Source organism: Asticcacaulis sp. P4_H10 (assembly GCF_056400965.1).
On record NZ_JBFUKH010000009.1, the window covers coordinates 41,782 to 66,784 of the forward strand.

Annotated in this window: 18 protein-coding genes; 7 read left to right on the top strand and 11 right to left on the bottom strand. The window is 62.2% G+C overall.

Translation table 11 applies throughout. The features are described 5' to 3' along the window. Window positions 1-8 precede the first annotated feature (8 nt). The 3 genes from AC1DON_RS16525 to AC1DON_RS16535 all read left to right on the top strand — a co-directional run bounded on the left by AC1DON_RS16525 (window position 9) and on the right by AC1DON_RS16535 (window position 1,058). Window positions 9-425: a CBS domain-containing protein gene (locus tag AC1DON_RS16525; protein ID WP_476935914.1), complete on the top strand. Its 417-nt coding sequence runs from the start codon at window positions 9-11 to the stop codon at window positions 423-425. Between the two features lie 98 nt (window positions 426-523). Then, window positions 524-724, top strand: a complete 201-nt coding sequence (locus AC1DON_RS16530; protein WP_476935915.1) for a hypothetical protein — start codon at window positions 524-526, stop codon at window positions 722-724. A gap of 73 nt (window positions 725-797) precedes the next feature. Continuing rightward, entirely contained in the window at window positions 798-1,058 is a 261-nt protein-coding gene (locus AC1DON_RS16535; protein ID WP_476935916.1) for a hypothetical protein, read from the top strand. Between the two features lie 19 nt (window positions 1,059-1,077). Here AC1DON_RS16535 and AC1DON_RS16540 read toward each other — a convergent pair whose 3' ends face one another. The 5 genes from AC1DON_RS16540 to AC1DON_RS16560 all read right to left on the bottom strand — a co-directional run bounded on the left by AC1DON_RS16540 (window position 1,078) and on the right by AC1DON_RS16560 (window position 8,633). Then, window positions 1,078-1,587, bottom strand: a complete 510-nt coding sequence (locus AC1DON_RS16540) for a hypothetical protein (protein ID WP_476935917.1) — start codon at window positions 1,585-1,587, stop codon at window positions 1,078-1,080. 77 nt (window positions 1,588-1,664) lie between these two features. After that, the gene (locus AC1DON_RS16545) at window positions 1,665-6,347 is read right to left on the bottom strand and encodes a DUF3320 domain-containing protein (RefSeq protein ID WP_476935918.1); all 4,683 of its coding nucleotides are present in this window, start codon (window positions 6,345-6,347) and stop codon (window positions 1,665-1,667) included. A gap of 66 nt (window positions 6,348-6,413) precedes the next feature. Then, window positions 6,414-6,710 carry a hypothetical protein gene (locus AC1DON_RS16550; protein WP_476935919.1) on the bottom strand — a complete coding sequence of 99 codons (297 nt, stop codon included), beginning with the start codon at window positions 6,708-6,710 and terminating at the stop codon, window positions 6,414-6,416. A gap of 137 nt (window positions 6,711-6,847) precedes the next feature. After that, window positions 6,848-8,068, bottom strand: a complete 1,221-nt coding sequence (locus tag AC1DON_RS16555) for a sensor histidine kinase (RefSeq protein WP_476935920.1) — start codon at window positions 8,066-8,068, stop codon at window positions 6,848-6,850. After that, window positions 8,058-8,633, bottom strand: a complete 576-nt coding sequence (locus tag AC1DON_RS16560; RefSeq protein WP_476935921.1) for a response regulator — start codon at window positions 8,631-8,633, stop codon at window positions 8,058-8,060. The genes AC1DON_RS16555 and AC1DON_RS16560 overlap by 11 nt, the downstream gene beginning before the upstream one ends. 117 nt (window positions 8,634-8,750) lie before the next feature. Here AC1DON_RS16560 and AC1DON_RS16565 point away from each other — a divergent pair, with 117 nt between their 5' ends. From AC1DON_RS16565 to AC1DON_RS16575, 3 genes are read left to right on the top strand one after another with little or no spacing between them, the layout of a single operon-like run. Continuing rightward, on the top strand, window positions 8,751-10,058 hold the full coding sequence (locus tag AC1DON_RS16565; protein WP_476935922.1) for an efflux RND transporter periplasmic adaptor subunit: 1,308 nt from the start codon (window positions 8,751-8,753) through the stop codon (window positions 10,056-10,058). Continuing rightward, on the top strand, window positions 10,055-10,747 hold the full coding sequence (locus AC1DON_RS16570; protein ID WP_476935923.1) for an ABC transporter ATP-binding protein: 693 nt from the start codon (window positions 10,055-10,057) through the stop codon (window positions 10,745-10,747). Before AC1DON_RS16565 ends, AC1DON_RS16570 begins: the two co-directional genes overlap by 4 nt. Further along, window positions 10,747-13,200 carry an ABC transporter permease gene (locus tag AC1DON_RS16575; RefSeq protein ID WP_476935924.1) on the top strand — a complete coding sequence of 818 codons (2,454 nt, stop codon included), beginning with the start codon at window positions 10,747-10,749 and terminating at the stop codon, window positions 13,198-13,200. Before AC1DON_RS16570 ends, AC1DON_RS16575 begins: the two co-directional genes overlap by 1 nt. A gap of 214 nt (window positions 13,201-13,414) precedes the next feature. On the opposite strand, the gene AC1DON_RS16580 is transcribed toward AC1DON_RS16575, so the two are convergent. The 5 genes from AC1DON_RS16580 to AC1DON_RS16600 form a co-directional block, all read right to left on the bottom strand. Then, entirely contained in the window at window positions 13,415-16,090 is a 2,676-nt protein-coding gene (locus tag AC1DON_RS16580; protein ID WP_476935925.1) for a glycoside hydrolase family 3 protein, read from the bottom strand. A gap of 113 nt (window positions 16,091-16,203) precedes the next feature. Beyond that, window positions 16,204-16,527, bottom strand: a complete 324-nt coding sequence (locus AC1DON_RS16585; RefSeq protein ID WP_476935926.1) for a hypothetical protein — start codon at window positions 16,525-16,527, stop codon at window positions 16,204-16,206. A gap of 92 nt (window positions 16,528-16,619) precedes the next feature. Beyond that, a complete protein-coding gene (locus AC1DON_RS16590; RefSeq protein WP_476935927.1) occupies window positions 16,620-17,084 on the bottom strand; it encodes a cupin domain-containing protein in 465 nt (154 codons plus the stop codon). A 56-nt stretch (window positions 17,085-17,140) separates the two neighbouring features. Further along, window positions 17,141-18,505 carry a Gfo/Idh/MocA family oxidoreductase gene (locus AC1DON_RS16595; RefSeq protein ID WP_476935928.1) on the bottom strand — a complete coding sequence of 455 codons (1,365 nt, stop codon included), beginning with the start codon at window positions 18,503-18,505 and terminating at the stop codon, window positions 17,141-17,143. 33 nt (window positions 18,506-18,538) lie between these two features. Then, complete coding sequence (locus tag AC1DON_RS16600) at window positions 18,539-19,699, bottom strand: Gfo/Idh/MocA family protein (protein WP_476935929.1); 1,161 nt, start codon at window positions 19,697-19,699, stop codon at window positions 18,539-18,541. Between the two features lie 342 nt (window positions 19,700-20,041). On the opposite strand from AC1DON_RS16600, the gene AC1DON_RS16605 reads away from it, so the two are divergent. Continuing rightward, window positions 20,042-24,148 carry an ATP-binding protein gene (locus AC1DON_RS16605; protein ID WP_476935930.1) on the top strand — a complete coding sequence of 1,369 codons (4,107 nt, stop codon included), beginning with the start codon at window positions 20,042-20,044 and terminating at the stop codon, window positions 24,146-24,148. A gap of 109 nt (window positions 24,149-24,257) precedes the next feature. Here the strand turns inward: AC1DON_RS16605 and AC1DON_RS16610 are convergent, their stop codons facing one another. Further along, a complete protein-coding gene (locus AC1DON_RS16610) occupies window positions 24,258-24,953 on the bottom strand; it encodes a TVP38/TMEM64 family protein (protein WP_476935931.1) in 696 nt (231 codons plus the stop codon). Window positions 24,954-25,003 lie beyond the last annotated feature (50 nt).

Genomic DNA, 25,003 nt, shown 5'->3' on the forward strand with positions numbered 1-25,003 from the left:
GTTACGCCATGAAAGTCAGCGAAGTCATGTGCCCCGAGTTCGAAATCGCCACACCAGAGACCACCTTGCGCGACGCCGCGCGGATGATGCGCGACGGCGACTTTGGCTACCTGCCCGTCGGTGAAAACGACCGTCTGAGTGGCGCCTTGACGGATCGCGACATCGTTATTCGCGCCGTCGCCGAAGGGCTTGATGCCGACACACCCGTCCGCCAGATCATGACGGAAAATGTCGTCTACTGCTTTGACGACAACGAGGTCAGCGAAGCCGGCGACGTGATGCGCACGCGTCAGATCCGCCGTCTGGTCGTGCTGGATCGCGACAAGCGCATGGTCGGTATTCTGTCGATCGGCGATATCGCCCGCGACACGGACGACAATCAGCTGACCGGCAAGATCGAAACCGGCGTCGCGCAAGAGACCTGATCCCGGTCTGATGTAAATATCATCCAGGGCGCGGCATAAAGCCTGCTTGCTTTTGGCCCTGCCTGCCGCATACTGGTTGAAAATCAGGAGCACACCCGATGATCAACAGTACCGAAGAGCTTCGCGGCGCCCTGGACAATATCCGCGCGGAAGTCGAGGAGGGCGTGTCTGCGGCACAGGACGCGACCAAGGAGTTGTCGCGGGACCTTGTTGCCACCGTCAAGCAGAACCCGGTGACATCGCTGGCCGTCGCTGTGGCGATCGGTTTCACGCTGGGTCTCATTGCCCGTCGTGGCTAAGGCCGGTTAGGCACAAAAAGCGTATGGTTTTTTTAGCGGGCGGCTGCTGAACTCCTGTCAGGAGGACGATGCCATGACCGATATTGCCGAACCCGCGACCACCTGGACGCCGCAGACACTCAGTGAAGATCTGGAGGCTGCCGAACGCGACCTGCTCTCCCATCTCGGGGCGGGCGTGCTGGCGACTTGGGACCGCCTGCCACGCGACGTTCAAAAGATCATCTTCGACACGGCCATCAAGACCGATCCGCAGGATTCCCACCGGCTCAGGACGGATATTGCCCTGTTCCTACATGAATACGGCAATGATCATAAAACAGGCACAGTGGTATAACTGCGCCTATTGACTGCTGTCAGCCTGCCGTGCCGGGTTGTGTGTTCGCAGACCCTTTACCGTATTCTCCGCGTTCGTCATTGCCCTTGCCATTTTGAGCCTTGCCTTCGGGAGTGGCGTGGCCCGGACGTTCAGGATGTTCGTCCTTTATATCGGCTTCCTGTTGACCGGGTTGCGCGCTGACACTGCCGCGCGACCGGTCTTCGTCGCGGCTATAGCGGCTGTCGTGCAAAGGGGATGCGCCGACCTGGGCATCGCCTTGGGCATTGTCGCGGTCCGCAGGGCGGCGATCGGTGTCCTGCATGCCAAAGCCATCACGATCCGCGTTGGCCTTGTCAGGATCGAAATCCTTGCTGGGTGTGCCCTGATGACCCTGCGTGGTTTCAACACCTTCCATGCGCTGTTTATGCGTCTGAGAGGTGTTGATGTCCTTGCCTTCCTGGGTAATGGAACCCGGGCGGCTGGAACTGCGCTGATTGGTCAGGTCAGCGCCGGCATCGCTATGATCAGTGGATTTGGTATCGGCCATGATGGTTCTCCTGTTGCCAGGAGTTTAGGCGCGCACGTGTAAGAACCGCATCCGAAGCCGACCAAGCCTCTGCAAGGTCAGGGTAAAACCAGCAGCCCGTTCTTCTCGACCAGCCGCCCATCGGCTTCCAGTTTGGCAATGCTGTCGTCAATTCGCGCTTTAAGGGCCGTGCCGGTCATAGCAAAGCCGAGCAGGCGGGCGGCGGCGGGCGCCAGATCAGGGCGTGTGGCGCCATAATTGTCGTCGACCACCTTGAGCAGCGCAGCTTCGATCTCGGCCGGTGGCAACATGTCGGGCTTCCGCAAGCCCGTCGATGTCACCTGCGACCGGTCGCGAATGCGCACGGTCTGATCGGGGACGCCATAGAAACCGTCGGCCTCGGTGACAGCGCCTTCGTCAGAGGCGAAACGCAAGGCGGCCGCTACAGCCGATTTCAGGCGCGGACCAGTGCGCGGCAGGTCCCACAGGTAGCGCACGCGCGCGACGATCTCGTCCTCGTGCACCGGTCCTTCGATGGCGGCGATCGAAGTGACGACATCCGCCAGTTCACGCACCGTCAGGTTTTGTGGATCGGCGCGGCTGTTCACCTGAAAGTCGGCCTCGATATAGAGCAGCGGCTTTTCAGCGACCGGCGCCGGCAATGCGGCTTCAGCTACTGGCGGCGCAACCGCTTCGGCAGCATCGGTATCGGCCGTTTCCTGATCGCGCAATTTCCATTCGGCTTTAGCCGCCGCGATGGCGTCCACCAGCTTTTTCACCTCTTCCTTGGGGCGCAGATACCAGTCGGCGCTCCAGATGCGGTGGATGACCCAGCCGTGGCTCTCCAGGACCTGCTGGCGCAGGCGGTCGCGATCGCGCGCCGAGCGCGATGCGTGGTATTGTGCGCCGTCGCATTCGATGCCGATCAGGAAACGGCCAGGATGGTCGGGATCAGCTACCGCCAGACCGATGCGAAAGCCCGAGGCGCCGATCTGGCTTTCGACCTTATGGCCCAGAGCGCGCAGGCGTTCGGCGACCTGATGTTCGAAGTCGCTGTCGTGGGCGCCGTCGCTATCTTGCGCATCGAAGCGGCCGGTTTCGGCAAAGCTCAGGAACATTTTCAGCGCCGCCACACCGCGCGCCTGGGTGCGTTCCAGATCGATATCGGCGCCGCGGAAATTGCAGAAGACCTCGCAACGCAGCTTGGCGCGCGAGATCAGCACGTTCAGCCGGCGCTCGCCGCCTTCGCCGGACAAAGGCCCGAAGGCATGGGACAGATCGCCCTTTTCGGTCTTGCCGTAGCCGACTGAAATGAAGATGACGTCGCGCTCATCCCCTTGAATGTTTTCGAGGTTCTTGACGAAGAAGGGCTCGGCGGCCTCTTCGGAGAAGAAGGGTTCAACCTCGGGATTGGCGCGCCGCAGGGCTTCGAGTTCGGTCAGAACCGCCTGGCGCTGGGCGACGGAGAAGGTGGCCACACCCAAGGTTTGCTCCGGCCGCAGGCGGGCATGGGCAATCACCGCTTCGGCGACGAGGCGCGCCTCCTTCGGATTGGTGCGCGTATTGCCGCGATCGTAGGTCGTGTCCTTCAACCAGTGGAATTTCAGCCCCATGCCGGCCACGGCGTCATAGGGCGACGGCACGATAAACAGCCGGTTGTCGTAGAATTCCCGGTTGGAGACGGCGATCAAGGACTGGTGCTTGGAGCGATAATGCCAGTTGAGCATGCGATGCGGTGCGCCCTTGGCCAGGCACAGGTCGAGAATGCTTTCGGCGTCGCGCGCCTGAAGCGTCACATTGTCGTCGTCGACGGCTTCGTCTTCGCCCGTCAGCTTCTTGAAGAATGCGGTCGGCGGCAGTTGCCGCTCGTCGCCGACGACGGCCAGCTGTTTGACGCGGGCGATGGCGCCAAGTGCATCGACGGGCTCGATCTGGCTGGCTTCGTCCATGACCAGCAGGTCGAACTGCAAACCGCCGGGTTTGAGGAACTGCGCCACCGACAGTGGCGACATCATGAAGACCGGCTTCAGGTCCTGGATGACGACGCCGGCTTGATCGAGCAGGACGCGTATGGGCTTGTGGCTGCGCTTTTTTGCCAGTTCGGCGTTGAGGATGCCAAGCGGCCCGATACCGGCATTGCCCGTGGGACGCGCCGCGCTGGCCTGGGCGGCAATCTGCGCCTTGGCGAGGTCAATGCGCGTGCGGTCGAGCTGGCGGAACTGGTTGATATGGCGGCTTTGTGCGTCACCGTCGAAGGCTTTCAGCTCCGGCCAGTCGCGGAACAGCACATTGCGCAGGACGTGCGAATAGGCGCCGTCAAAGGCTGCCATCAGGTCTTCGCCATCCAACTCGCCGGTGTGCAGCGCTTCGACCAGACTTTCGGCGCCGAGCGCCGACAACTGGCGGCCGCGTGAGGCAAAAGCGATGTAGCGGCTTAAACTTTCCAGATCGTCCAGCCAGGCATCCAGTCTTTCATCGAGAGCTGGCACGGGTAGAGCGCCGATATCGCTGGCGCCAAAGGCACGATTAAGGTCGAGATCGAGTAGCGCTATGATGCTGTCGAGCACCGCCTTGAGATCGGTCAGGGCGTGATAGAGCGTCTGGCGTGCCTGGTCGGCTTCGGCAATGCCTGCATCGGAGAGCGCGGCATAGAGCGGCCAGGCCTCGGCGGGCAGATTGTGCGATGACCGCCAGTTGACGATGTTGCGAAGCGCGTCCCAATCGCTGCCGGTGTCTTGCCACAGGCGGCCAAAGGCGGTCGCAAGGGATTGGGTATCTTCGAATGTCGCTTCGGTCTTTTGCAGGCGCAGGGCCAGATCGATGAGCTTCAACCGGTCGTCGGGGGCTTGCGGTAAGGCGCCTTTGGCATAGGAACGCAGCAGGACCATGTTGCGCCGGAAGCCGCCATCGAGGAAGCGGAACAGGTCGGCGCCCTTGGTCACCACGTCTTCGCGGATCGCGGTGTAGTCGGCGGTCAGGCCGGCGTCGTTCAACGCGCCTTGCGCTTCGACGCGCAGCCGCACCAGGGCTTCGCCGGTGTCGATCAAGGCGGTCAGAGCCTTTGGGTTGCGCCAATTAGTATCGGCCAAAGCAGATCTGTCGCCGTCGCGTGGTGGCGGGGTGAGGCGCAGATAGGCCAGCGCCCGGTCGAGATCGCTGATGCGCGCAGGTGCAGGCGCTTCCAGCAGGCGTGTGGCGACGGCGGCTTGCGACAGGGCGTTACGCAAGGCGTCCTGCGCCTTGGCGATATCGCGCCCCAACCCATCGCGCTCGGACGGATCGAGGGCATCGCATTGCACCCCGCGCCAGATATTCGTGGCAGGCGATCCGAGCGATGCCAAGCGCTCGGCAATGTCTTCGGCCAGGGTACGCCGTTCGGCGGTATCAGCGGCGGTCCAGGTTTCGGCGTCGATGAGCGCAAAGTCGCGGCCGGCCTCGCCTGCGGCCGTCCATTTCGCCAATCGCCCTAGGATCTTTTGCGGCGACAAGCCGGAGGGGCTTAACGGCGCATGCAGCCGGTCGGCAAAGCTGTTCAGCGTCTGCGTCAGATCATCGAGCCGTTGCAGCGCCGTCAGGTCACCGGGCGCCGACCGTGCGGCGGCCTCCTTGGTGCGTTTAAGTTCCTCAAGCACGTTGCGTTTGCTGACCTTGTTGGAATGCAGTTCGAGCGTCAGAGGCCCCAGACCCGCAGCCTTAAGCCGGCGATGGACGACATCTAGCGCCGCCATCTTTTCGGCGACGAAAAGCACTTTTTTTCCGGCCGCGACGGCGCCGGCGATGATGTTGGTGATGGTCTGCGACTTGCCGGTGCCGGGCGGCCCCTTGATGACTAGGGTGCGGCCGGCGACGGTTTCGGCAATCGCCACGGTCTGGGAACTGTCGGCGTCGACGACGTGATGCAGCGAGGCCGGCGGCAGCTTGTCATCGATGCGGTCATGATCGCCGACCAGCGGCTCGCTTTCCGCAAAGCCGTCGCGCAGGATGGCCTTGATCAGTTGAGCATCCTCGATGCCGCCGTCCTCGGGCCAGTTTTCCGGGTCGAGGTCGCGGTACATCAGGAATTTGGCAAACGAAAAGAAGCCCAGCACCATGGCGTCGGGCAAGACTTCCCAGCGCTTTTGCCCGGCGACGGTTTCCGCTATGCGCGCGGCGTAGGCATTGAGATCGACTTCGTCCTCATCGGGAAAATCTTCGATGATCAAACCGAACTCGGCCTTCATCTTGGCCTGGAGCGTCAGATTGGGTGAGGGCGGCTCATCACGGCCCTTGAGGCGGAACTTGTCGGCCGCGCTGGTCCGTTCCAGCCGCACCGGCAACAGCACCAGGGGCGCGTGGCGCACGGTCTCGGAGTCATCGTACCAGCGCAGCAGGCCGAGTGCGAGATAGAGGATATTGACGCCCTGTTCCTGTTCCAGCGTCTGCGCGTCGTACCAGATATCGAACAGGCGTTTTTGTAGGCCTTCAGAGGTCAGGCGCGTTTGCAGTTTCAGGTCGGTGTGGCGCGCTGGCTTGCCATTGGCATCGCGCTTTTCGTCCGGTTGCGGCAGGCTTAAGGTCGCGTCTTCCTCTTCGCCGGCGCCGGGCAGGAAGGTCATCGCCTTGGCATCGCTCAGGCGGCCAAAGACCTCAGCGGCCTTTTCATCGACAATCTCGATGGCGCGATTGTTCTTGGTTCGCAGGGGCGTGTTGATCAGGCGATTGCGCGCCGACAGGTCGAGCAGCGCATTGCGCTCCTTTAGCAGCCGGTCCCGGATCGAAATCAGCGCTTCACCTTCGGCCATACCTGTCTCCCGCAGAGTCTCGGTGACGATGTTGCACCGGAGAGGAACGAGCGCAAGACGGGGAAGTTAAGCGGCAGCTAAAAGATCGTATTCGTCCTCGTCCTCACCGGGAACGGCAAAGCACACCATGCCGCCGCAGGTCTTGTCCTGGCAACGCGTTTCCCACTCGACCAGGTCGAGAAACTGCGCGCCCAGCCGCTTGTCTTCGATCAGCGAACGGACCGATTGCTTCCACTGCGACCGGCAGGACCGGCACGTGACATCGAGATGGCCATCGCGCGGCAGATCCTTGACCTGTGGCGGGCATTTCCACGTCTTCATCCAGAGTTTCGCATCGAACATCATGGCGGTGTTCCCAGTCAATACAGGCCCCCAAGCCCTATGTTCTTATTTTGTTCCATTCATGATTAAGAGTCAACAGCTGTGTGCAACATTGATTGATTCACCGAGCAATGTGCGGAAAAGTGTGCAGCGGTTTTCCGCTAAACATTGCGACAAAATCAAACTGTACGAAGGTGAAATGCGAAGCAGGCGCCGCCCAGCCGGGCGGCGTCTCCCGGTGCCGGCGGCACCAGGGACAGGGTGCTGCCATGGCCCTGTACGATCTGGCGAGCCAGGCTTAAGCCCACGCCCGTACCTGTCGCCTTGGTGGTATAGAAGGGCAGAAAGACCTGGTCGGCCTGATCGGCGGGAATACCCTTACCTGAATCTTCGACATGGACGGCGATGCCGTCGCCGTGGTTTTGGATATGCAAACGCACGACCGGTGGCTGGCCATTATCCAGGGCGGCCTGGGCGCCATTATTGAGCAGGTTGCCGACGCACAGCCACATCTGGTCCTCGTCCATGACGGCGCTAAGATCGCCATCCGACAGTTTATGATCCAGATGTACCCGTTCGCCCCATTGCGCAGCGAAGCTCTCGGCGGCGACGTCGAGCCAGTCGTCGAGCCGCACCGGCCGCGTCACCGGCGGCGGCAAGCGCGTCATGGCGCGATAGGCATTGATAAAGCTCGACAGGTTTTCCGTCCGCGCCACCACGCGTTCCAGTGCCTTGACGGCCAGGGCGCGGGCTTCCGGCGTGTCGTCGCCCAGCAAGTCGAGCGCGCTCTTGCTCATCGATGCGACGGGTGTCAGGGCGTTCATCAGTTCGTGATTCAGCACGCGCAGCAGGTCGCGTAGTGCTGTCGCCTCGGCGGCGCGGACATCGGCGGATATATCGGTCAGGACGGCCAGGTGCGATGAGCGGTTCTCCTCCTCCATTTCGGCCAGATGGACGGCATAGGTGCCGCCTTTCCACTTGATCTGGCCGGGAAGGGTGGCAAGGCCGTCGGCTTCGCCCAGCAACTGCCGCCGCGCCGTTACCGGCAGGGCATAGGAAACCTCGAACAGGTTGCGGGCGGCGCGGTTGACGGCGATCAATTGGCCGCTTTCCGGCTGGAGCAACAGCGGCGATGGGGTCTGGTCGAGCAGCACCTGCAAGCGCCGCCGGCTGAGTTCGGAGGTGAAGATGGCGCCGGGCTGAGCCGCACGCTTCAACAGATCGCGGCCGATGCGAAAGGCCGTTGTCGTCAAGCCCAGGCTAGCCAAGATGATGCCAATGAGGCTGCACAGGATGGCGCTGGCATAGAGGCCGCGGGCAAAGGCCAGCCATGCCAGGGCGCCGGCGGCAAACACCCCCAGCTGTGCCGCAAGCGCAAGTGCGAGGCGTCTATAGTCCATGCTTTTCCATGCGCCGGTAAAGCGCCGCTCGTGTCAGGCCCAGATCCTTGGCCGCATGGGAAATATTGAACTGGTGCCGGTCGAGCGCAGCCTTGATCAGCTCGCGTTCCGAGCGTTCGAGATTGAGATCCTGCGGCGGGGCCGGTGCGCGGCGGGGCGCCTCCATGGCGGCGCGGATCGCGGCCAGGAAGCGCTCATTGTTCCAGGGTTTGACGACGAAGTCCTGCGCGCCCATGCGCATGGCCTGGATGGCGATATTCATGCCGCTATGGCCCGTGACAATGACCACGGGCAGGTGCGGGGTCGCTGCCATGCGCTCTTTCAGAAAGGCCAGGCCCGCTTCGCCCGACGTATCGCCGCGCCGGTAGTTGAGGTCGAGCAGAAGGACGTCCACCGGCTCACGATCGAGATAGTCGCGGGCTGCCTCGGGCGTCTGGGCCGTCGCCAGTGTAAAGCCGTGACGCATCAGCACCAACTCGGCCGAGGTCAGCACATCGGCATCATCATCGAGGAAAAACGCTCGGATGGGGGAGCGGCTTTCGCTGATTTCGGGCGCATCGCTCATGTTCGAAAACGGACACTTGAGGAGGTGAGATGCCGCTGAACTTCGCTGTATTTCGCCTAAAAGTCAAATGAAATGAGTAATTTATGTCTATTGAAAAAGGCGTGTTAGCTTCTTATCATGCCCGATACCTCCTCTTCCAATGCACCGACCCGCAAGATGGACCGCGCGCTTGACCGCCCGTGGTACCGCAAGCGGCCGTTCCAGATCGGCGCGGTTGTCGCGACCGTCAGCGCCGTCAGCCTGACGCTTTTCCTGCTGCGCCCTGCCGCGAACACGGTCGATGTCAATGCGGCCACGATCGACAGCGGTGAAGTCGTCCGCGCGGCCTACCAGGACTATGTGCCGCTGCGCGCCGAAGTCGTGCCGCTGGTCACCGTCTTCATCACCGCCGAGGCGCCTGGGCGTGTCGAAAGCGTGGCTGCCGACGACGGCGTGATGGTCGGCGCAGGTCAGCCTCTGGCACGGCTGTCCAATCCGTCGCTGACTCTGGAAGTCTCGACGCGCGAAGCCGACATCTCGGCGCGCCTCAGCGACAGCACCAGCCAGTTGATGAACCTGCAAACCCAGGCACAGGCGCGCGAACAGGCGCGCGCCGACGTCGCCTATGCCCTGCACAAGGCGGATCAGGACCTGGCCCGCCGGCGGACGCTGCGCGATCAGGGCGTGATCAATGACGCGGCGCTCAAGATCTATGTCGATGAGGCCGACTATCAGCGCACGCGCCTGTCGGCGCTGAAAACCAGCGAAGCGCAGGAAACCGCCTTCTATCAGTCGCAGCGCCAGCAGATCGTGGATTCCGCGGCTGACCTGCGCCGCTCGCTGACCGAGGTACGAAAAGGGCTGACCGCGCTTACCATCGCCGCGCCGACCGCCGGCCGGCTGACCGGTTTTGACCTCAAGCCGGGCCAGGCCGTGACGCAAGGCTTAGCCTTAGGTCAGGTCGACTCTGAGGGCACCTACAAGCTGCGCGCCCAGGTCGATGAATATTACTTGCAACGTCTGACAACCGGCCTGAAGGCGCAGGCGCGCCTGCACGACCAGACGGTCAATGTCCACGTCAGCAAGGTCTTTCCGCAGGTGACCAATGGCCGCGTAACGGTCGAGCTCGAGTTCGATTCCGCCGTCCCCACCGACCTGAAACGCGGTGAGGCCGCCGATATCCGCCTGCAGATGAGCGCCGGCGGTGAAGTCGCGACCTTGGCGCCTTCGGGCAGCTGGGTATCCGACACCAACGGCACCTCGGTCTTTGTGTTGAATGCCAAGGGTGACAAGGCCTCGCGCCGTGCCGTCACCATCGGCCGCCGCAATCCCGAATATGTCGAGGTCCTGAGCGGCCTCAAGCCCGGCGAGCGCATCATCGTCACCGGCACCACCAACTATCAAAAAGCACAACACCTCCGTCTGAAAAAGAACGCAAGCCAATGACCGACACCCTGATCGACCTGCAAAAAATCACCCGCCTCTATCGTTCGGACGATGTCGAAACGACGGCCTTGCACAACATTTCGCTGACCATCAAGCGCGGGGAATTCGTCGCCATCATGGGGCCGTCGGGTTGCGGAAAGTCCACGCTTCTGAACGTTCTGGGGACAATCGACCGGCCGACCGGCGGTGCCTATCTTTTTGAAGGCCAGGATCTGGCGAAGATGAGCGAAAAGAACCTCGCCAAACATCGTGCCCGCCATCTCGGCTTTATTTTCCAGAGCTTCAACCTGGTCGACGACCTGACCATCTACGAGAATATCGAACTCGGCCTGCTGTATCGCGAAGGCCGCAAGGGCTCGCGCCGCCAGGCGATTGAAGGCGCCATGGACAAGGTCGGTATCGCCCATCGCGCCCGCCACTTCCCACACCAGCTGTCGGGCGGCCAGCAGCAGCGCGCCGCCATTGCCCGCGCCATTGTCGGCCAGCCCGACCTGATCCTGGCGGACGAACCGACCGGCAATCTCGACACCGAGAACGGCGCCCAGGTGATGGATATCCTCAAAGGGCTGAACAAGGCCGGTGCGACCATCATCATGGTCACTCACTCGCAGTCCCACGCCGACCAGGCGACGCGCCAGGTCGATATCCTCGATGGCCAACTGGTCGCTTCGGTTGCGCAGGTACTGTGATGTTGCGCAACACTTTCACCGCCTTCTACCGTTCGTTTACGCGCCATCCGCTCTACGCCCTATTAAATTTGCTGGGTCTCAGCTTCGGCATCGCCGTCTTCATAACGCTCGGCCTGTTCTTCCGGTTTGAGACGACGTTCGACCAATGGCTGCCGAATGCCAGCAAGCTCTATGTTGTCGAAAATGCCTGGAAGTTCGCCGCTGTGCGCACCGATCCCGAGCCATGGACCAATGGCGGCATGCTTGACGATATCAAGTCCGAGAATCCGCAGCAGGTCGGGACGCGCCTGTGGGATTTCAAGGCTACGGTCCATATCGGCGCCAACAGCACGCAGGAAGAGGGCCTGTTGGTCGACAGTGCATTCTTCAAGGTCTTCGACCTGCCACTTCTCGCCGGCAGCAAGGCAACGGCCCTGGCCTCACCGGACAATGTCGTCGTCTCCAAGGCTATGACAGACAAGTATTTCCCTGGCGAAGCGGCAGGCAATCTGATCGGCAAGACAGTCCGCCTTACGGACGAAGAGGGCACGCACGATTATCGCATCAGCGCGATTATCGACGCCTTGCCCAACACGACCACTTCCACGTTCGATTTCGTACGTTTGCTCAACCGGTCCCTGATTGACCGGACGCGCGGCTGGGAACGCTACGGGTCGCAGCGGCTGCAAACTGTCCTCGTCTTCGACAGGCCGAAGGATGCCGCCGACATGAACGCGCGTTTCCCGGCCTTTATTGACCGCCACGCCGCCAACCAGTTCGGTGACGACAAGCCGAGCCATATTCTGAAAAGCATTGTCGTGCCGCTGACCACCCTGCACCTGGAAGATGAAAAGACGCGCACCGCAGTCTATGTCCTGGGCATAGTCGGCATCCTGGCCTTCCTGATTGCCGCCATCAACTATATAAACCTGGCTACGGCCCGCGCCGGCATGCGCGCCAAGGAGGTCGCCGTGCGCAAGACCCTGGGCGCCACCCAAGGCGCATTGCGGACGCAGTTCCTGTGCGAGGCCCTGCTGACGACAATTATTGCCGCGCTGATCGGCCTCAGCATTGTTGAACTCAGCCTGCCGCATATCAACAGCTTCGGCGACCTGAAGCTCAAGCTCGACTATGCCGGTGAAGCCATCCCGCTTGCACTGGCCGGCGCCTTCATTGTCCTGGTTGGTTTGCTGGCGGGGCTCTATCCGGCTTTTGTGCTCTCCGGTTTCAAGCCGGCCCAGGTGCTGGCGTCGTCGCGCACGCCTGCGGGCGGCCGCATGGCCATTCGGTTGCGTGAAGCCCTGGTCGTGCTCCAGTTCGCCATTGTCATCGCCTTCTTCATCATGGGGGCGGGCTTCCTGAGCCAGCTCAATCACATGAAGACGGCCGATATCGGCTTTAAACGCGAAGGGCTGATGATCTCGGATTCGACCTACGATCCAGCCCTGAGCAACCCTCAGCGCGAAGCCATCTGGGCAGCCTTCCGCAATCTTCCGGGTGTCATCGCGGTGGCCGGCGCAAACAGCGCGCCGGGCGACAACTCGCTGACCAACAACACCGACGTGTCGCGCGAAGGCCATGTCGGTCGCCGCCCGTCGTCCAGCTATACCTTTGTGGGCCCGGACTATTTCAAAGCTTACGGCGGCTCGGTCATCGCCGGGCGGATGCTCGATCCGTCGCGCGGTGAGGACGTCTATATCCGTTGGGTCAATGGCGAAGCGGAAGATCCGCCGCGCGGTGAAATCGCCAATGTCATGATCAACCGCACCGCTGCGGAAACGCTTGGCTTTAAGTCGCCGCAGGATGCGCCGGGTAAGGTGCTGGACTTCGACGACTACAAGGTCCGTGTCGCCGGCGTTATTGAAGACATGCGCTTCCGCTCTCCCAAGGAAAAGGTTGCGCCCATGCTCTATCTGATGGACCTGACGCCGTATCAGCATGCGATCACCGGCGTGCGCTATGCAGGTGTACCGGAGACGGTCATGCGTCAGCGCATGGAAAAGGCGTGGAAGGCGATCGCGCCGCAGGTGCCGTTCAAGGCGGTATCGGGTGTCGAGAATATCGACGCATATTATAAACCCGACCGCAATCGCTCGAACCTGTTCAGCATCGGCGCCGGCATTGCTGCCCTGATTGGCTGTATCGGCCTCTACGGCATGGCGGCGTTCAACACGTCGCGCCGGGCCCGTGAAATCGGCCTGCGCAAGGTGTTGGGGGCGTCGAGTGGCAAGGTGGTCGGTTTGCTGGTGGGGCAGTTCCTGCGCCCGGTCCTTCTGGCCAACCTGATCGCCTGGCCGTTGGCGTGGTATGCGTTGTCACAGTGGCTATCGCAGTTCGATGACGCCGTGGCGCTTGATCCGCTGATCTTTGTGGCGGCGACGCTGGTGGCCATGACGATTGCGTTGCTGACGGTCGGTGGGCTGGCCCTGGCGAGTGCTTCGACGGAACCGGGTAAGGCGCTCCGGCACGAATAGTGGTTTAAAGCGGGGTCTGTTTCGTCTGACGCTGGCCCCGCCCACCGCCTTCGGCGGTCCCCCCTCCCCATGAATGGGGAGGGCGAGGAGCTTGATTATCCACCACAAAAACACGTAAAAAAAACAAACTATACCAGTAAATTTGTGTTCACTTCGCCCTCCCCAATTCATAGTGGGCGGGGCCTTGCGTCGATCAAACACGCTCAGTCGATAATTATTTAGGCACCGAAGCTGTGCCTGATATTTTCAAGGTCGCCTTTACGGTCGCGCTGTAGCCCGGCTGGCCGCCGCCGACATGGAGGCTGTAGGCGCCCGGACGAACCTTGCGCACACCATTGCCATCGACAACGCTCAAGGCGCGTGCATCCAGCGTCATCGTCACCTGGCGGCTTTCGCCGGCCTTGAGGTGGATGCGCTCAAACCCCGTCAGGGCATGTTTCGCATTCGGCGCGCCCTTGACGGCAGGCTTCGTAACATAGAGCTGCACCACCTCATCACCGTCGTGCGCGCCGCTGTTGCGCACAGTGGTGGTGACGGTGACCGGCTGACCGGCCTTGAGCGAAGGCGCCGACATGACCGGCGCAGAGTAGGCAAAGGTCGTGTAGCTCAGGCCTTTGCCAAACGGATGCAGCACGTCGCCTTTGAAATAGCGATAGGTGCGGTTGGCCATGCCGTAGTCGCCAAACGCAGGCAGATCCTTGAGATCGCGATAGATGGTGTAGGGCAGCCGGCCGGCCGGGTTCACTTCACCGGTCAGGACGCGCGCAATCGCCTGGCCACCGGCCTGGCCGGGATACCAGGCCTGGACGAGCGCGTCGGCATTCTTTTCGACCCACGGGTCGGACACCGCGCCACCGGTCAGATAGACGACAACCAAAGGCTTGCCCGTCGCCTTGACGGCTTCGAGCATCTTGCGCTGGGCGTCGGGCAAACCGAGCGTCAGGCGGTCGCCGCCGTCAAAGCCCGGATAGTCGACCTTCATCTCCTCGCCTTCGAGATCGGGCGACAGGCCGGCAAAAGCCACCACCACATCGCTCGCCTCGGCCGCCTTGACCGCGCCGTCGATCAGCACCTGTGCAGGCGCGACCCAGTCGAGTGCGACCAGCCGGTCCTCATTGGCGCGGACGTAATCAACGCGGATATCGTGCGGCCTGGTGTCGGTAAAGGTCACCTCGGCCATCTCGCCGTTCCTGTCGCTCTGGGCGACCTCCTTGCCGTCGAGCCACACCTTGACGTTAGGGCGTGCCTGGCCCGTGCGCGGCGCCGACATGCGGAAGCCGATGCGATAAGTACCGGGTGCGGGCGGCGTCAGCACGCCCGTCCAGCGCACGGAGAAGTTCAGCGGCGCGAAGTCGCGTGTCGGGCCGGTGTGGTAGAAGTCGAAATTGATGACCTCATCCGTGCGCGTCATCTTCGGCGCCCCTGAGAGGGTTGGATTGTCGAAATATTCGCCCTTAAGCCCGTTCTCACGGCTGCCTTCGGAGGGCTTGAGGAAGATCGACGGGATTTCGATCGGCATGTTTTCCATCAGAGCGGAGCCGGGGGCATAGGTCACCCGATCTGCGTAGACACCGCGCAGGCCGTTGAGTGGATAGGACGGATCGACGGCGGCGCCAGTATAGTTGCCTTCCAGGCTTTGCAGATGCTGTGCATTTGGGCCGATCACGGCAATCTTCTCGTTGCCCTTGAGCGGCAGCAGGCCCTTGGCATTGTTGAGCAGAACGATGGATTCTTCCGCGGCGCGCAGGGCCAGGGCCCTATGCTCCGGCGTGTCGATGGCCGCCAGCGGAATATCGTCGTAGCTTTTTACGTTTTCCGGGCCGCCGCCGATGAGCCCCATGCGAATCCGGGCTTCTATCAGGCGGATGAGGGACTTATCGACCTCGGACTCTTTGATCAGGCCCGCGCGCACGGCAGCCGGCAGGGCGCGATAGCTCTCGCCGCAATCGAGATCGGTGCCGGCGCGGATGGCGACGGCGGACGCTCCGGCGTGGTCCTTCTGACTCTTGTGGCCCATGACCATGTCGTCGACCGAATCGCAGTCGGAGACGATAAAGCCCTTGAAGCCCCAGTCCTTGCGGACCCGGTTTTCCATCAATGGACTGGCGCAGGCGGGAAAGCCGTCGATGGCGTTATAGGCGCACATCAGGGAATAGGCCTGGCCATCAACGATCGCAGAGCGGAAGGCCGGCGTATAGGTGTCTTCAAGGTCGAACTTCGACACGTCGACATTGAAGCCATGGCGCAGCGGCTCAGGCCCCGAGTGAACGACAAAGTGCTTGGGCGTGGCGATGCCCTTGAAATAGTTGGGGTCGTCGCCCTGGATGCCCTTGATGAAAGGGATCGCCATATGCCCGGCCAGGTACGGGTCCTCGCCGTAGGTTTCCTGGCCTCGGCCCCAGCGTGGGTCGCGGAAGATGTTGATATTGGGCGACCAGTAGTTGACGCCAAAATAGCGCGCTGTGCCGCCGCTGCGGGCCAGCTCGGCATTGTAGTTGGCGCGGCCTTCGGTGGCGATCGCTTCGCCGATATCCAGCATCAGACCCTTGTCCCAGGTCGCCGCCATGCCGATAGCCTGCGGATAGACGGTGGCATTGCCGGCGCGTGCCAGTCCGTGCAGGACTTCGTTCCACCAGTCATAGGCGGGCAGGCCCAGACGCGGCAGGGCGGGAGCCGCATTGCCCATCTGCCGGGCTTTTTCATCAAGCGTCATACGCCCGACGAGGTCCTTGGCGCGTGCTTCGGGCGTCAGGCTCTTGTCAAGAAAGGCGCAGGCCTCAGCCAGGCAGGCAGGCGGTGTCGCCGCGGCGGTCGAGACGGCGGTGACTGCAAGGGCGATGACGGCAGATGACGCGAGGAAACGGCTCGCGGCGGCAAGCGTACGGGGCATGAGCACTCCTTGTCCAGGTGCGCCAGCTGCCGGCGCAGTATTGCGCATTTATACGCGCTTGTGTTGGCGGTATCAGGACAAGGTTGGACCGTCAAGAAAAATGGTCAGACCAATCAGCGCCGTTCCAGCTTGTAGACCAGGGCAAAGGCAATGATCGAGACGGCTCCGACGGCGACACCCGCGGCGAAATCGCGCCAACGCCACAGCGCTTCATAAGCTTGGTTGGCATGGGCCAATGCAGGCGCGGGTGGCTTGGCGGCGGAGGGCATTGGCACGGGTGCTTTTGCCTGCACAGCCTGGAGGCCGAAGGCACCGGCCGGTTTCCAGATGTAGGGGTCTTCGATCTCATCGACCGGCCGCGTCATGGCGCCGGTATTGGATTGGGGTGCTGGCGTGGCAAGGACGGGAAGGTTGGACTCGGCTGTGGCGGTGGCCATCGCGGTCTCCTGTATGCGGCATCTATTTGCCGCCACCATGCCCACCGGCTTGTAAAAATGCAGTCCGCTTGCTTAGCGGGTGTGTAAGAGTCCTATTTTGCCGCCTTCAGACGCGCCTGATCCGGTGACCAGTTGATGACGTGGTAGGTGGTTGGCGTGTCACCGACATTGCGCAGCGCATGCGGATCGTTCGACGCGTTGAAGATGACGGAGCCGGGGCCCAGGCGCACCCACTTGCCGCCATTGAAGACCTCGACCGTGCCTTCGCGGATGATGACCAGCTCTTCATTCACATGCGTGTGCGGCGGGTGCGAGGTCGTGCCGGGATTGAGCGTGGTGATGTGCATTTCCAACTCGTCGAGTGTCGCGGTCGGCTGACGGACCAGTTGCCGGACTTCGCCGACATCGGTCTTCGTGACCTTCATTGCGTTCCAGTCGAAGGTGGTGGGGCCGAGGATCGGCTTGGCAGCATCGGCGGCGAATGAAGCCACAGAGATTACCGCTAGAGTTCCGATCAGGGTAATCCCTGCAACCTTGATATCGCGTTTGGTGGGCATTGGAGCCGTCCTTAATCCCTCTCCCCGCAAGCAGGGAGAAGGGTATTTCGATGATCCTATATCGTGTAAGGCGCGCGCATTGGACGCGACAGCATGGCGTTCGCCTCATCATCGTTCTTGAAGCGCTCGGTCATCGCATCCCAATACAGTTTCCGCTTCAGCACCATGGCGATGTCATGCACCAGGCAGGTCGAGCAGGCGCGATGGCCCATCTCCGCTGGCGAGATCGGCGGCTTGCGGCTGATGATGCAATCGAGCCAGTTGGTGTGCTGCTCATCGGCGGTATAGAGCCTGATTTCGTCAGGCCCGATAACCGAGGTCAGGATCTTCGGATCGGAAGCATCCAGCGCCTTGGCCTTGCCCGACTTGGGGTCAGACGCCGTCGCCGCCGCATCGCCACGCGACACGAACAGCCAGCCCTTGGTGCCGACATATTTGATGCCGTTGGGAAAGTCGCCGCTGATGCTCATGCGCACGCCATTGGCATAGAGCGCTTCGGTCTGAAACTTGCCGTGGACGTCCCACAAGCCCGATGTCGGATATTCGACGTGGTCCAGCCACACCTCGACCGGGCCGGTATATTCGGTGTCCATGCCCCAGTGGGCGCTGTCGATATGGTGCGAGCCCCAGCCGGTGATCATGCCGGCGCCGAACTGACGCAGGCGCAGCCAGCCCGGCCGGTCATAGCCGGTGCGCGGATGGACGCGGTCGAGCGTGTAAGGAACATAGGGCGTCGAGCCCAGCCAGGCGTCGTAGTTCAGACCTGCCGGGATCGGTTGCGGCGTCGGATCGCCGCCAGCCGGGTCGCCGGGCAGGCCGATCTCGACGCGGGTGATCTTGCCGATACGTCCATTGCGCACCCATTCGGCCGCCTTGCGAAACTGCGGCATGTTGGTGCGCTGCTGGCTGCCGATCTGCAGGATGCGACCCGAGGCATTGACGGCGTCTGACAGGGCGCGGCCCTCGGCGATCGTCAGCGCGGCCGGCTTTTGCAGATAGACATCCTTGCCGGCCTTGACCGCATGGATCCCCATCAGCGCGTGCCAGTGGTCGGGCGTCGAGACGATAACCGCGTCGATATCCTTGTCGGCCAGCAGGTCGTGGTAATTGGCAAAGGTCTTGACGCCGTCATACGGCTTGCCGGTCTGTTTGGCGTAGAAGTCGTTGACGAACTGTTTGCCTTCTTCCATGCGGTGGGCTTCGACGTCCGAGACGGCGATGATGCGCGCACGACTGTCTTTCAGGACTTCCGGCATGTCGTGGCCGCGCGAGATGCGGCCATTGCCGATAGCGCCGATATTGATGCGTTTAGACGGGGCATATTGCCCGAAGACGGTCGACGGCACGATGGCTGGAAAGCCCGCCGCGACCGCCGTCGCCAGTCCGGCCTTTATCAGGCAGCGCTTAGTGAGCTTGGTCATCGGTTTCCTCCCAGACCAGGTATTGTTTTTGTTTTAGACTTTTACCGTCTTGGCGTTCACCTGCGCCTTGATCGACAGTTCGGCGGCCAGCAGGGCCATCTCCTGATCCTGGGCGGTTTCGGTGCGGTTGACGATGTCGGCGACGAACTGCGGACCAAATGGCAGGTCGCCGTTCGAACAATCAACGAAACGCGCTTCTTTCTGGTCGACGATGAACAGGTTGTTGCCCTGCTTGTTGACGGCGACATTGGTGTATTTTCGCACCTCGATATAGCCTTCGGTGCCCAGGATAAACAGGCGGCCATCGCCCCAGGTGCCGAGACCCTTGGGGGTGTACCAGTCGAGGCGGACGTAACCCAGGCCAGCATCGCCGCGCAGCGTCATATCGCCGAAGTCCTGGAAGCGCGGGCGATCGGGATGGCCGATATTGGCGATCTGCGACGCGACGATTTCGGCCGATTTCGAACCCGTATAGTAGAGGAACTGGTCGACCTGGTGCGAGCCGATATCGGTCAGGATACCGCCGAACAGGCGGTCGTCCCAGAACCATTCCGGCCGCTTGGAGCCACCGCCGGCGTCACCGCCGCCCTGCACGATCTGGTGCGGCGCCAGGTTGATGGTCTGGATGACCTTGCCAATGGCGCCTTTGCTGATCAGTTCACCGGCGTGAACGGCGGCGCGCACGTCCAGCCGTTCGGAATACTGGATGCCGTACTTGCGGCCGGTTTCCTTGATGACTTTACGGACCTGCGCGAGGTCTTTCAGCGTGATGATACCCGGCTTGTCGGCCAGCACATCCTTGCCGGCCTTCATGGCGCGGATGCCGATGCCAGTGCGCTCATTGGGCACGTGCGAGGTCAGGATCAACTGGGTGTCGTCGTTGATCACCTCGTCCTGGGTCGCCAGTATGCGCGCCTGAGGATAGCGCTGGCGGAAGGTCGCCAGCTTGTCGGGCTCGGCGCCCCAGGCATTGACCAACTCGCCGCCGCCGCGCTGCATGGCGGCAATCATGCCGTGGATGTGGTCGTGGCTGATGCCGCACACTGAAAAGCGCACCTTGTGCTGCGGCTTGAACTCTGGCGGCGGGGGCAGGGTCTCGGCCTTCACGTCGGCCGCGGCAAAACCCATGGCGGCGACGCCGGCTATACCGGCCTGCATGAGAAAATCGCGGCGGGCATTGGCTTCCTTTTCCATATGTCGTCCTCTCTCTGTCGGTCGGATTAGGCGCACGCCCCGGGAAAGACGCGGTTCAGCCGGCTTGAGCCGATCTTTGGTCTGACCATTGCGAATAATGGTCAGATATCTATGTCGATGGCAAGCCTCTTTTACCACATAAAATGTCTGTTCTATGGTTACAAAGCGCAGCTTAAATGGGTCAAGAAACAGCTTATCCTGGTCGCGGCGTAATGAAAATCGTCACCCGTGCTATCCGTCTGTTGCGTTCTCAGGGAGGCAATGGCGATTGCCCGTGATCTTCACATTGAATCCTTACGGGATGGAACGTCATCTAAACCCTGTGGAGGGCCGGGTTTGAGTATGTATGGCGATACCACCGTGCCGGACACGTCAGGTGTGCTGCGGGGTGAGGGTGAACTGGCGACATTGATGCGCAGCGTGGACTGGTCCGCGACTGCGCTTGGCGCCGTAAATCAGTGGCCACAAAGCCTGAAGACTGCGGTTCGCATCATGCTGACCTCGCGGCAGCCGATCTGGATCGGCTGGGGGCCGGAACTGATCTATCTCTATAACGACGCCTACAAGTCGATCATCGGCGGCAAGCACCCGCATATGCTGGGCAAGCCGACCAAGGTGGTCTGGCAGGAAATCTGGGACGACATCCAGCCCCTGCTTGCCACTGCCATGACGGGCACCGAAGGCACCTATGTCGAAGAGCAGCTCCTGATCATGGAGCGCAACGGCTATCCCGAAGAGACCTACTACACCTTCTCCTACAGCCCCATTCCCGATGATGACGGCACCCCGGGGGGCATCATCTGTGCCAATACGGACGACACGCGCCGGGTTATCGGCGAACGCCAGACCGCCACCCTGCGCGATCTTGCTTCCTTTACGGCAGAGGCCCGCACGGTCGAAGAGGTTTGCCGGCAGGCCTGTCAGGCCATGGCCGAAAACCGGCACGACCTGCCGTTCGCCATGATTTATCTCGATGGTGAGGCGGACACGCTGCGGCGGGCGGGATTGACCGGCATAAATACCGAACATCCTGCCGCGCCTCAGATGATCGACTTTGGCGCGCCATCGGCCTGGCCATGCGCCGAAGCCTGCCGCAGCCACGACATTCAACTGGTGGATAATCTCGCTACCGTTTTCGGTGTCCTGCCCAGCGGCGCATGGCCGTCACCGCCGTCGCACGCCGCCGTCGTGCCGTTAAGCGCCGGCGGCGTGCTCATTGCCGGGCTTAGCCCGTTCCGGCTGATCGATGAAGATTACAAAGGGTTCCTGACGCTTGCCGCCGGCCAGATTTCCGCCAGCATCGCCAATGCCAGAGCCTACGAGGAAGAGCGCCGCCGCGCCGAAGCCCTGGCGGAACTCGACCGCGCCAAGACGACCTTTTTTTCGAATATCAGCCACGAATTCCGCACACCCCTGACGCTTCTGCTGGCGCCGATCGAAGACGCCGTTGCCGATCCCGATCTCGATCCCGTCAACCGTGGCCGGTTGGAAGTCGCCCGTCGCAATGCTGAGCGGCTGATGAAGCTGGTCAATGTCCTGCTCGATTTCTCGCGCATAGAGTCTGGCCGGGTGACCGCCACCTATCAGCCCCTCGACCTGCCGGTCTATACGGCAGACCTGGCCAGCAATTTCCGCTCGGCCATGGACAAGGCGGGCTTAAATTACCGCATAGCGGTCGAACCTTTGCCCCAGCCGGCCTATGTCGACGCCGACATGTGGGAAAAGATCGTCCTCAACCTGCTGTCCAACGCCTTCAAATATACCCTGTCGGGATCGGTCGAGGTGGCGTTGCGGGCGGACGATGGCCACGCCGTGCTGGCCGTCCGCGACACCGGCCCGGGTATTCCAGAGGAAGAGCTGCCGCACCTGTTCGAACGCTTCCATCGCGTCGAAGGCGTGTCGGGGCGCAGTATCGAAGGCTCAGGCATAGGATTGGCACTAGTCCAGGAACTGGTCTGGCTGCACGGCGGCGAGGTGTCGGTCGACAGCCGTCTGGGCGAAGGCAGCACCTTCACCGTGCGCCTGCCGTTGGGCAGGAGCCACCTGCCATCAGCCCAGGTGCGCGAGGACGCTCTGCCGGTGGCAGAGTCGGCGCGCGCCGGCGTTTTCGCTGAGGAAATGCTGCGCTGGTTGCCGGACGATGCTGCGCAGCATCACGCAACTGCGGCTGCCGACGCGCAGCGCATAATCCTGGCGGACGACAATGCCGATATGCGCGACTATGTCCGTCGTTTGCTGGATGCAGAGTTCCACGTCGAGCCGGTGGGCGACGGCGAGGCCGCCTGGGAGCGGATCGTTGCCGACCCGCCTGCACTGGTGCTGACCGACGTCATGATGCCGAGGCTCGATGGCTTCGGCTTGCTGGCCCGGCTGCGCGGCGACGAGCGGACGCGCGACATTCCCGTCGTCATGCTGTCGGCGCGGGCTGGCGAAGAAGCCAGGGTCGAAGCGCTCAACGCCGGGGTCGACGACTATATCGTCAAGCCGTTCAGCGCGCGGGAACTGCTGGCGAAGCTGCGCTCGCAACTGCAGATGTCGCGCCTGCGCCGTGAGGGCGAGGCGCAGCTGACGCGCGTACTGGAAAGCATCGTTGACGGGCTGCAGGTCGTCGATGCCGACTGGCGTTTCACCTATATGAACGCGGCCGCCCGCGACATGCTGGCCGAGCAGGGCATGGCGCCCGACGACATGATCGGCAAGGTCTATTGGGACGCGCTGCCTGACGCCATCGGCACGGAGCTTGAGAGCCGCCTGCGCCAGGTGATGAGCGAGCGCGTCGACGCCGCCTTCGAGAACTACTACGCGGCGTGGCAGCGCTGGTACAGCGTTCGCATCTATCCGGTCGAGGACGGCGGCCTGTCGATCTATTTCCAGGACATCACAGCCCGCAAGGCGGCCGAGGAACGGCTGGTCGAAAGCGAGGGGCGCTGGCGCGGCCTGGCCGAGGCCATGCCGCAGCTCGTCTGGATCAGTCAGCCCGATGACGGCGCCACTGTCTATATGAACGCGCAATGGGAGCACTATACCGGTGCGCCGGTGGCGAATCTGCTGCAGAACCAGTGGCTCGATTTCCTGCACCCCGAAGATCGTGACCGCACGGCACGGGCGTGGAGAGAAGCAATCGCCGGCCGCGCGGACTATGACATCGAATACCGCTTGCGCCGCTTCGACGGCGGCTATCGCTGGTTCAAGACACGCGGCGTGCCGATGCGCGACGATGGAGGGCGTATCCGCATCTGGTACGGCACCTGCACCGACATCGAGGACTCGGTCGAGGCACGCATCCAGGCCGAAAGCGCCAACCGCGCCAAGTCGGAATTCCTGGCCAACATGTCGCACGAAATCCGCACGCCGTTGAATGCCATCGTTGGCCTTAGCCATATCATGCTGCATTTCAAGTCCGACCCGGCGATGCACACGAAATACCTGTCAACCATGAAGGACAGCGCCGAGACCCTTATGCAGCTGATCAGCGACATCCTCGATCTGGCGCGGATCGAGGCCGACAGCGTCGAACTTGATCTGTCGCCGTGCGACCTGTTCGCCCTGACCGAGGAATGCCTGAACATCAATACCGTCAAGGCGCGCGAAAAAGGCCTCGAATGTAATCTGGATTACCGCATCGACCGTGCGCTGACGTTCGAAGCCGATGCGCTGCGTTTCAAGCAGATTGTCATGAATCTGCTGTCCAATGCGGTCAAGTTCACCAGCAAGGGCCGTATTGCGGTCACTGTCTGGAGCGGGCCCCGCCAGGACGACGCCGTGCCGGTGTCTTTAAGCGTGCGCGATACCGGCATCGGCATCGCCGCCGATAAGATCGACCACGTTTTCGGTCAGTTCACCCAGGCCGATTCCTCCATAAGCCGCAAGTTCGGCGGCTCCGGCCTTGGCCTGGCCATCAGCCGCAAGCTGGCCGAGATGATGGGAGGCAGCCTGACCGTTCAGAGCGAGGAGGGGCTGGGTGCCACATTCACGCTTCAGGTGCGGCTGAAGGTGCTGTCGTATGCTGTGGTCGCTGTCGATGAGGCGGCCCAGGCTCTGCCGCATCCGGCGCACAAGACCGTACTGCTCGCTGAGGACAATGCTGCCAATACCCTGGTCGCCACGACACTGCTTGAGGAGTTCGGGTGCCACTTCGAAGTCGCAACAAGCGGACGTGACGCCATCGCCAAATGGCAGTCGGGCGGTTTCGACCTGATCATGATGGACGTGCAGATGCCGGACATGGACGGCTTCGAAGCCACCCGGCGTATCCGTGAGCGCGAGAACATGCTCAATATGGAGCGGACGCCCATCCTGGCCATGACGGCGCACGCGCTGAAAGGCGACCGTGAGAAGTGCCTGCAGGCCGGTATGGACGACTATATCTCAAAACCGTTCGATACCAATGAGCTGGAACGCAAGTTGAATGTGTTGCTCAGCCCGGTTGGCGAAGCTGAACGGATTTAGGGTCAGCCTTCGTTTTCATACGGCTTGCGCGTCGTTTCCCCAAGCGAACCGCGCAGGCCGCTTTGTGTCTGGTGGCCGTCACTAACCCAAACGGGGGAAAGCTTCGGCTTTACCTATTTGTTCCGGATTTCTGGAAGAGTTTCACCAGGGCCTTGCCCGCCCACGGCAGCACGGCTACGGCGGCCAGGGTCAGCAGCAGGGCCAGCGACACAATCTTCGACAGACTGTCCAGCTTGGCGATCTGTGTGCCCGCATTCACATAGACCATCACCGCCGGCAACAACGCCAACTGACTGATCAGGTAAAAGGCCCTGACCGGCAGGGCCGTGACGCCCATGGTCACATTTGTCAGGAAAAATGGAAATATCGGCAGGAGCCGTAACGAAAACAGATAAAACGGGCCATCGCGCTTCATGCCCTCATCGACGCGGGCCAGATGGCGGCCGAAGCGCCGCATGACGGTGTCACGCAGCAGGAACCGGGCTTCCAGGAACGCCAGGGTGGCGCCGACGCTGGTGCCGAAGGAGGCCAGGATCGTGCCTTCGACAAAGCCGAACAGGGCGCCCGCCGCCACCATCATGAGAATTTCCACGGGCAGCCATAGCGCGGCGACGATAATGTGTGCCGCTAGGAACGTGGCCGCGCTGACGAGCGGATGGCGGTTGGCAAGATCGCGCAGCATGACCAGGATGCCCTTGATCATGCCCAGTCCGTCTTCGCCGCCCCACAGCATGACCGCTCCGCCCAGCATGGCGAGGGCCAGCAGGATGAAGACGGTAACTCTGGGGATCGGTGGCCTGTTCACGGCGACATATCTGTAAGCTGCGCCGGCGCGCAGAGACCGGCATGGAAATT

Excerpts from the sequence above, each read along its gene's own strand:
- AC1DON_RS16590 (WP_476935927.1), bottom strand. The coding sequence starts at position 17,084 with ATGCCCACCAAACGCGATATCAAGGTTGCAGGGATTACCCTGATCGGA.
- AC1DON_RS16575 (WP_476935924.1), top strand. The coding sequence starts at position 10,747 with ATGTTGCGCAACACTTTCACCGCCTTCTACCGTTCGTTTACGCGCCAT.
- AC1DON_RS16600 (WP_476935929.1), bottom strand. The coding sequence starts at position 19,699 with ATGGAAAAGGAAGCCAATGCCCGCCGCGATTTTCTCATGCAGGCCGGT.
- AC1DON_RS16565 (WP_476935922.1), top strand. The coding sequence starts at position 8,751 with ATGCCCGATACCTCCTCTTCCAATGCACCGACCCGCAAGATGGACCGC.
- AC1DON_RS16595 (WP_476935928.1), bottom strand. The coding sequence starts at position 18,505 with ATGACCAAGCTCACTAAGCGCTGCCTGATAAAGGCCGGACTGGCGACG.
- AC1DON_RS16585 (WP_476935926.1), bottom strand. The coding sequence starts at position 16,527 with ATGGCCACCGCCACAGCCGAGTCCAACCTTCCCGTCCTTGCCACGCCA.
- AC1DON_RS16535 (WP_476935916.1), top strand. The coding sequence starts at position 798 with ATGACCGATATTGCCGAACCCGCGACCACCTGGACGCCGCAGACACTC.
- AC1DON_RS16555 (WP_476935920.1), bottom strand. The coding sequence starts at position 8,068 with ATGGACTATAGACGCCTCGCACTTGCGCTTGCGGCACAGCTGGGGGTG.
- AC1DON_RS16530 (WP_476935915.1), top strand. The coding sequence starts at position 524 with ATGATCAACAGTACCGAAGAGCTTCGCGGCGCCCTGGACAATATCCGC.
- AC1DON_RS16545 (WP_476935918.1), bottom strand. The coding sequence starts at position 6,347 with ATGGCCGAAGGTGAAGCGCTGATTTCGATCCGGGACCGGCTGCTAAAG.
- AC1DON_RS16525 (WP_476935914.1), top strand. The coding sequence starts at position 9 with ATGAAAGTCAGCGAAGTCATGTGCCCCGAGTTCGAAATCGCCACACCA.
- AC1DON_RS16560 (WP_476935921.1), bottom strand. The coding sequence starts at position 8,633 with ATGAGCGATGCGCCCGAAATCAGCGAAAGCCGCTCCCCCATCCGAGCG.
- AC1DON_RS16540 (WP_476935917.1), bottom strand. The coding sequence starts at position 1,587 with ATGGCCGATACCAAATCCACTGATCATAGCGATGCCGGCGCTGACCTG.
- AC1DON_RS16570 (WP_476935923.1), top strand. The coding sequence starts at position 10,055 with ATGACCGACACCCTGATCGACCTGCAAAAAATCACCCGCCTCTATCGT.
- AC1DON_RS16605 (WP_476935930.1), top strand. The coding sequence starts at position 20,042 with ATGTATGGCGATACCACCGTGCCGGACACGTCAGGTGTGCTGCGGGGT.
- AC1DON_RS16580 (WP_476935925.1), bottom strand. The coding sequence starts at position 16,090 with ATGCCCCGTACGCTTGCCGCCGCGAGCCGTTTCCTCGCGTCATCTGCC.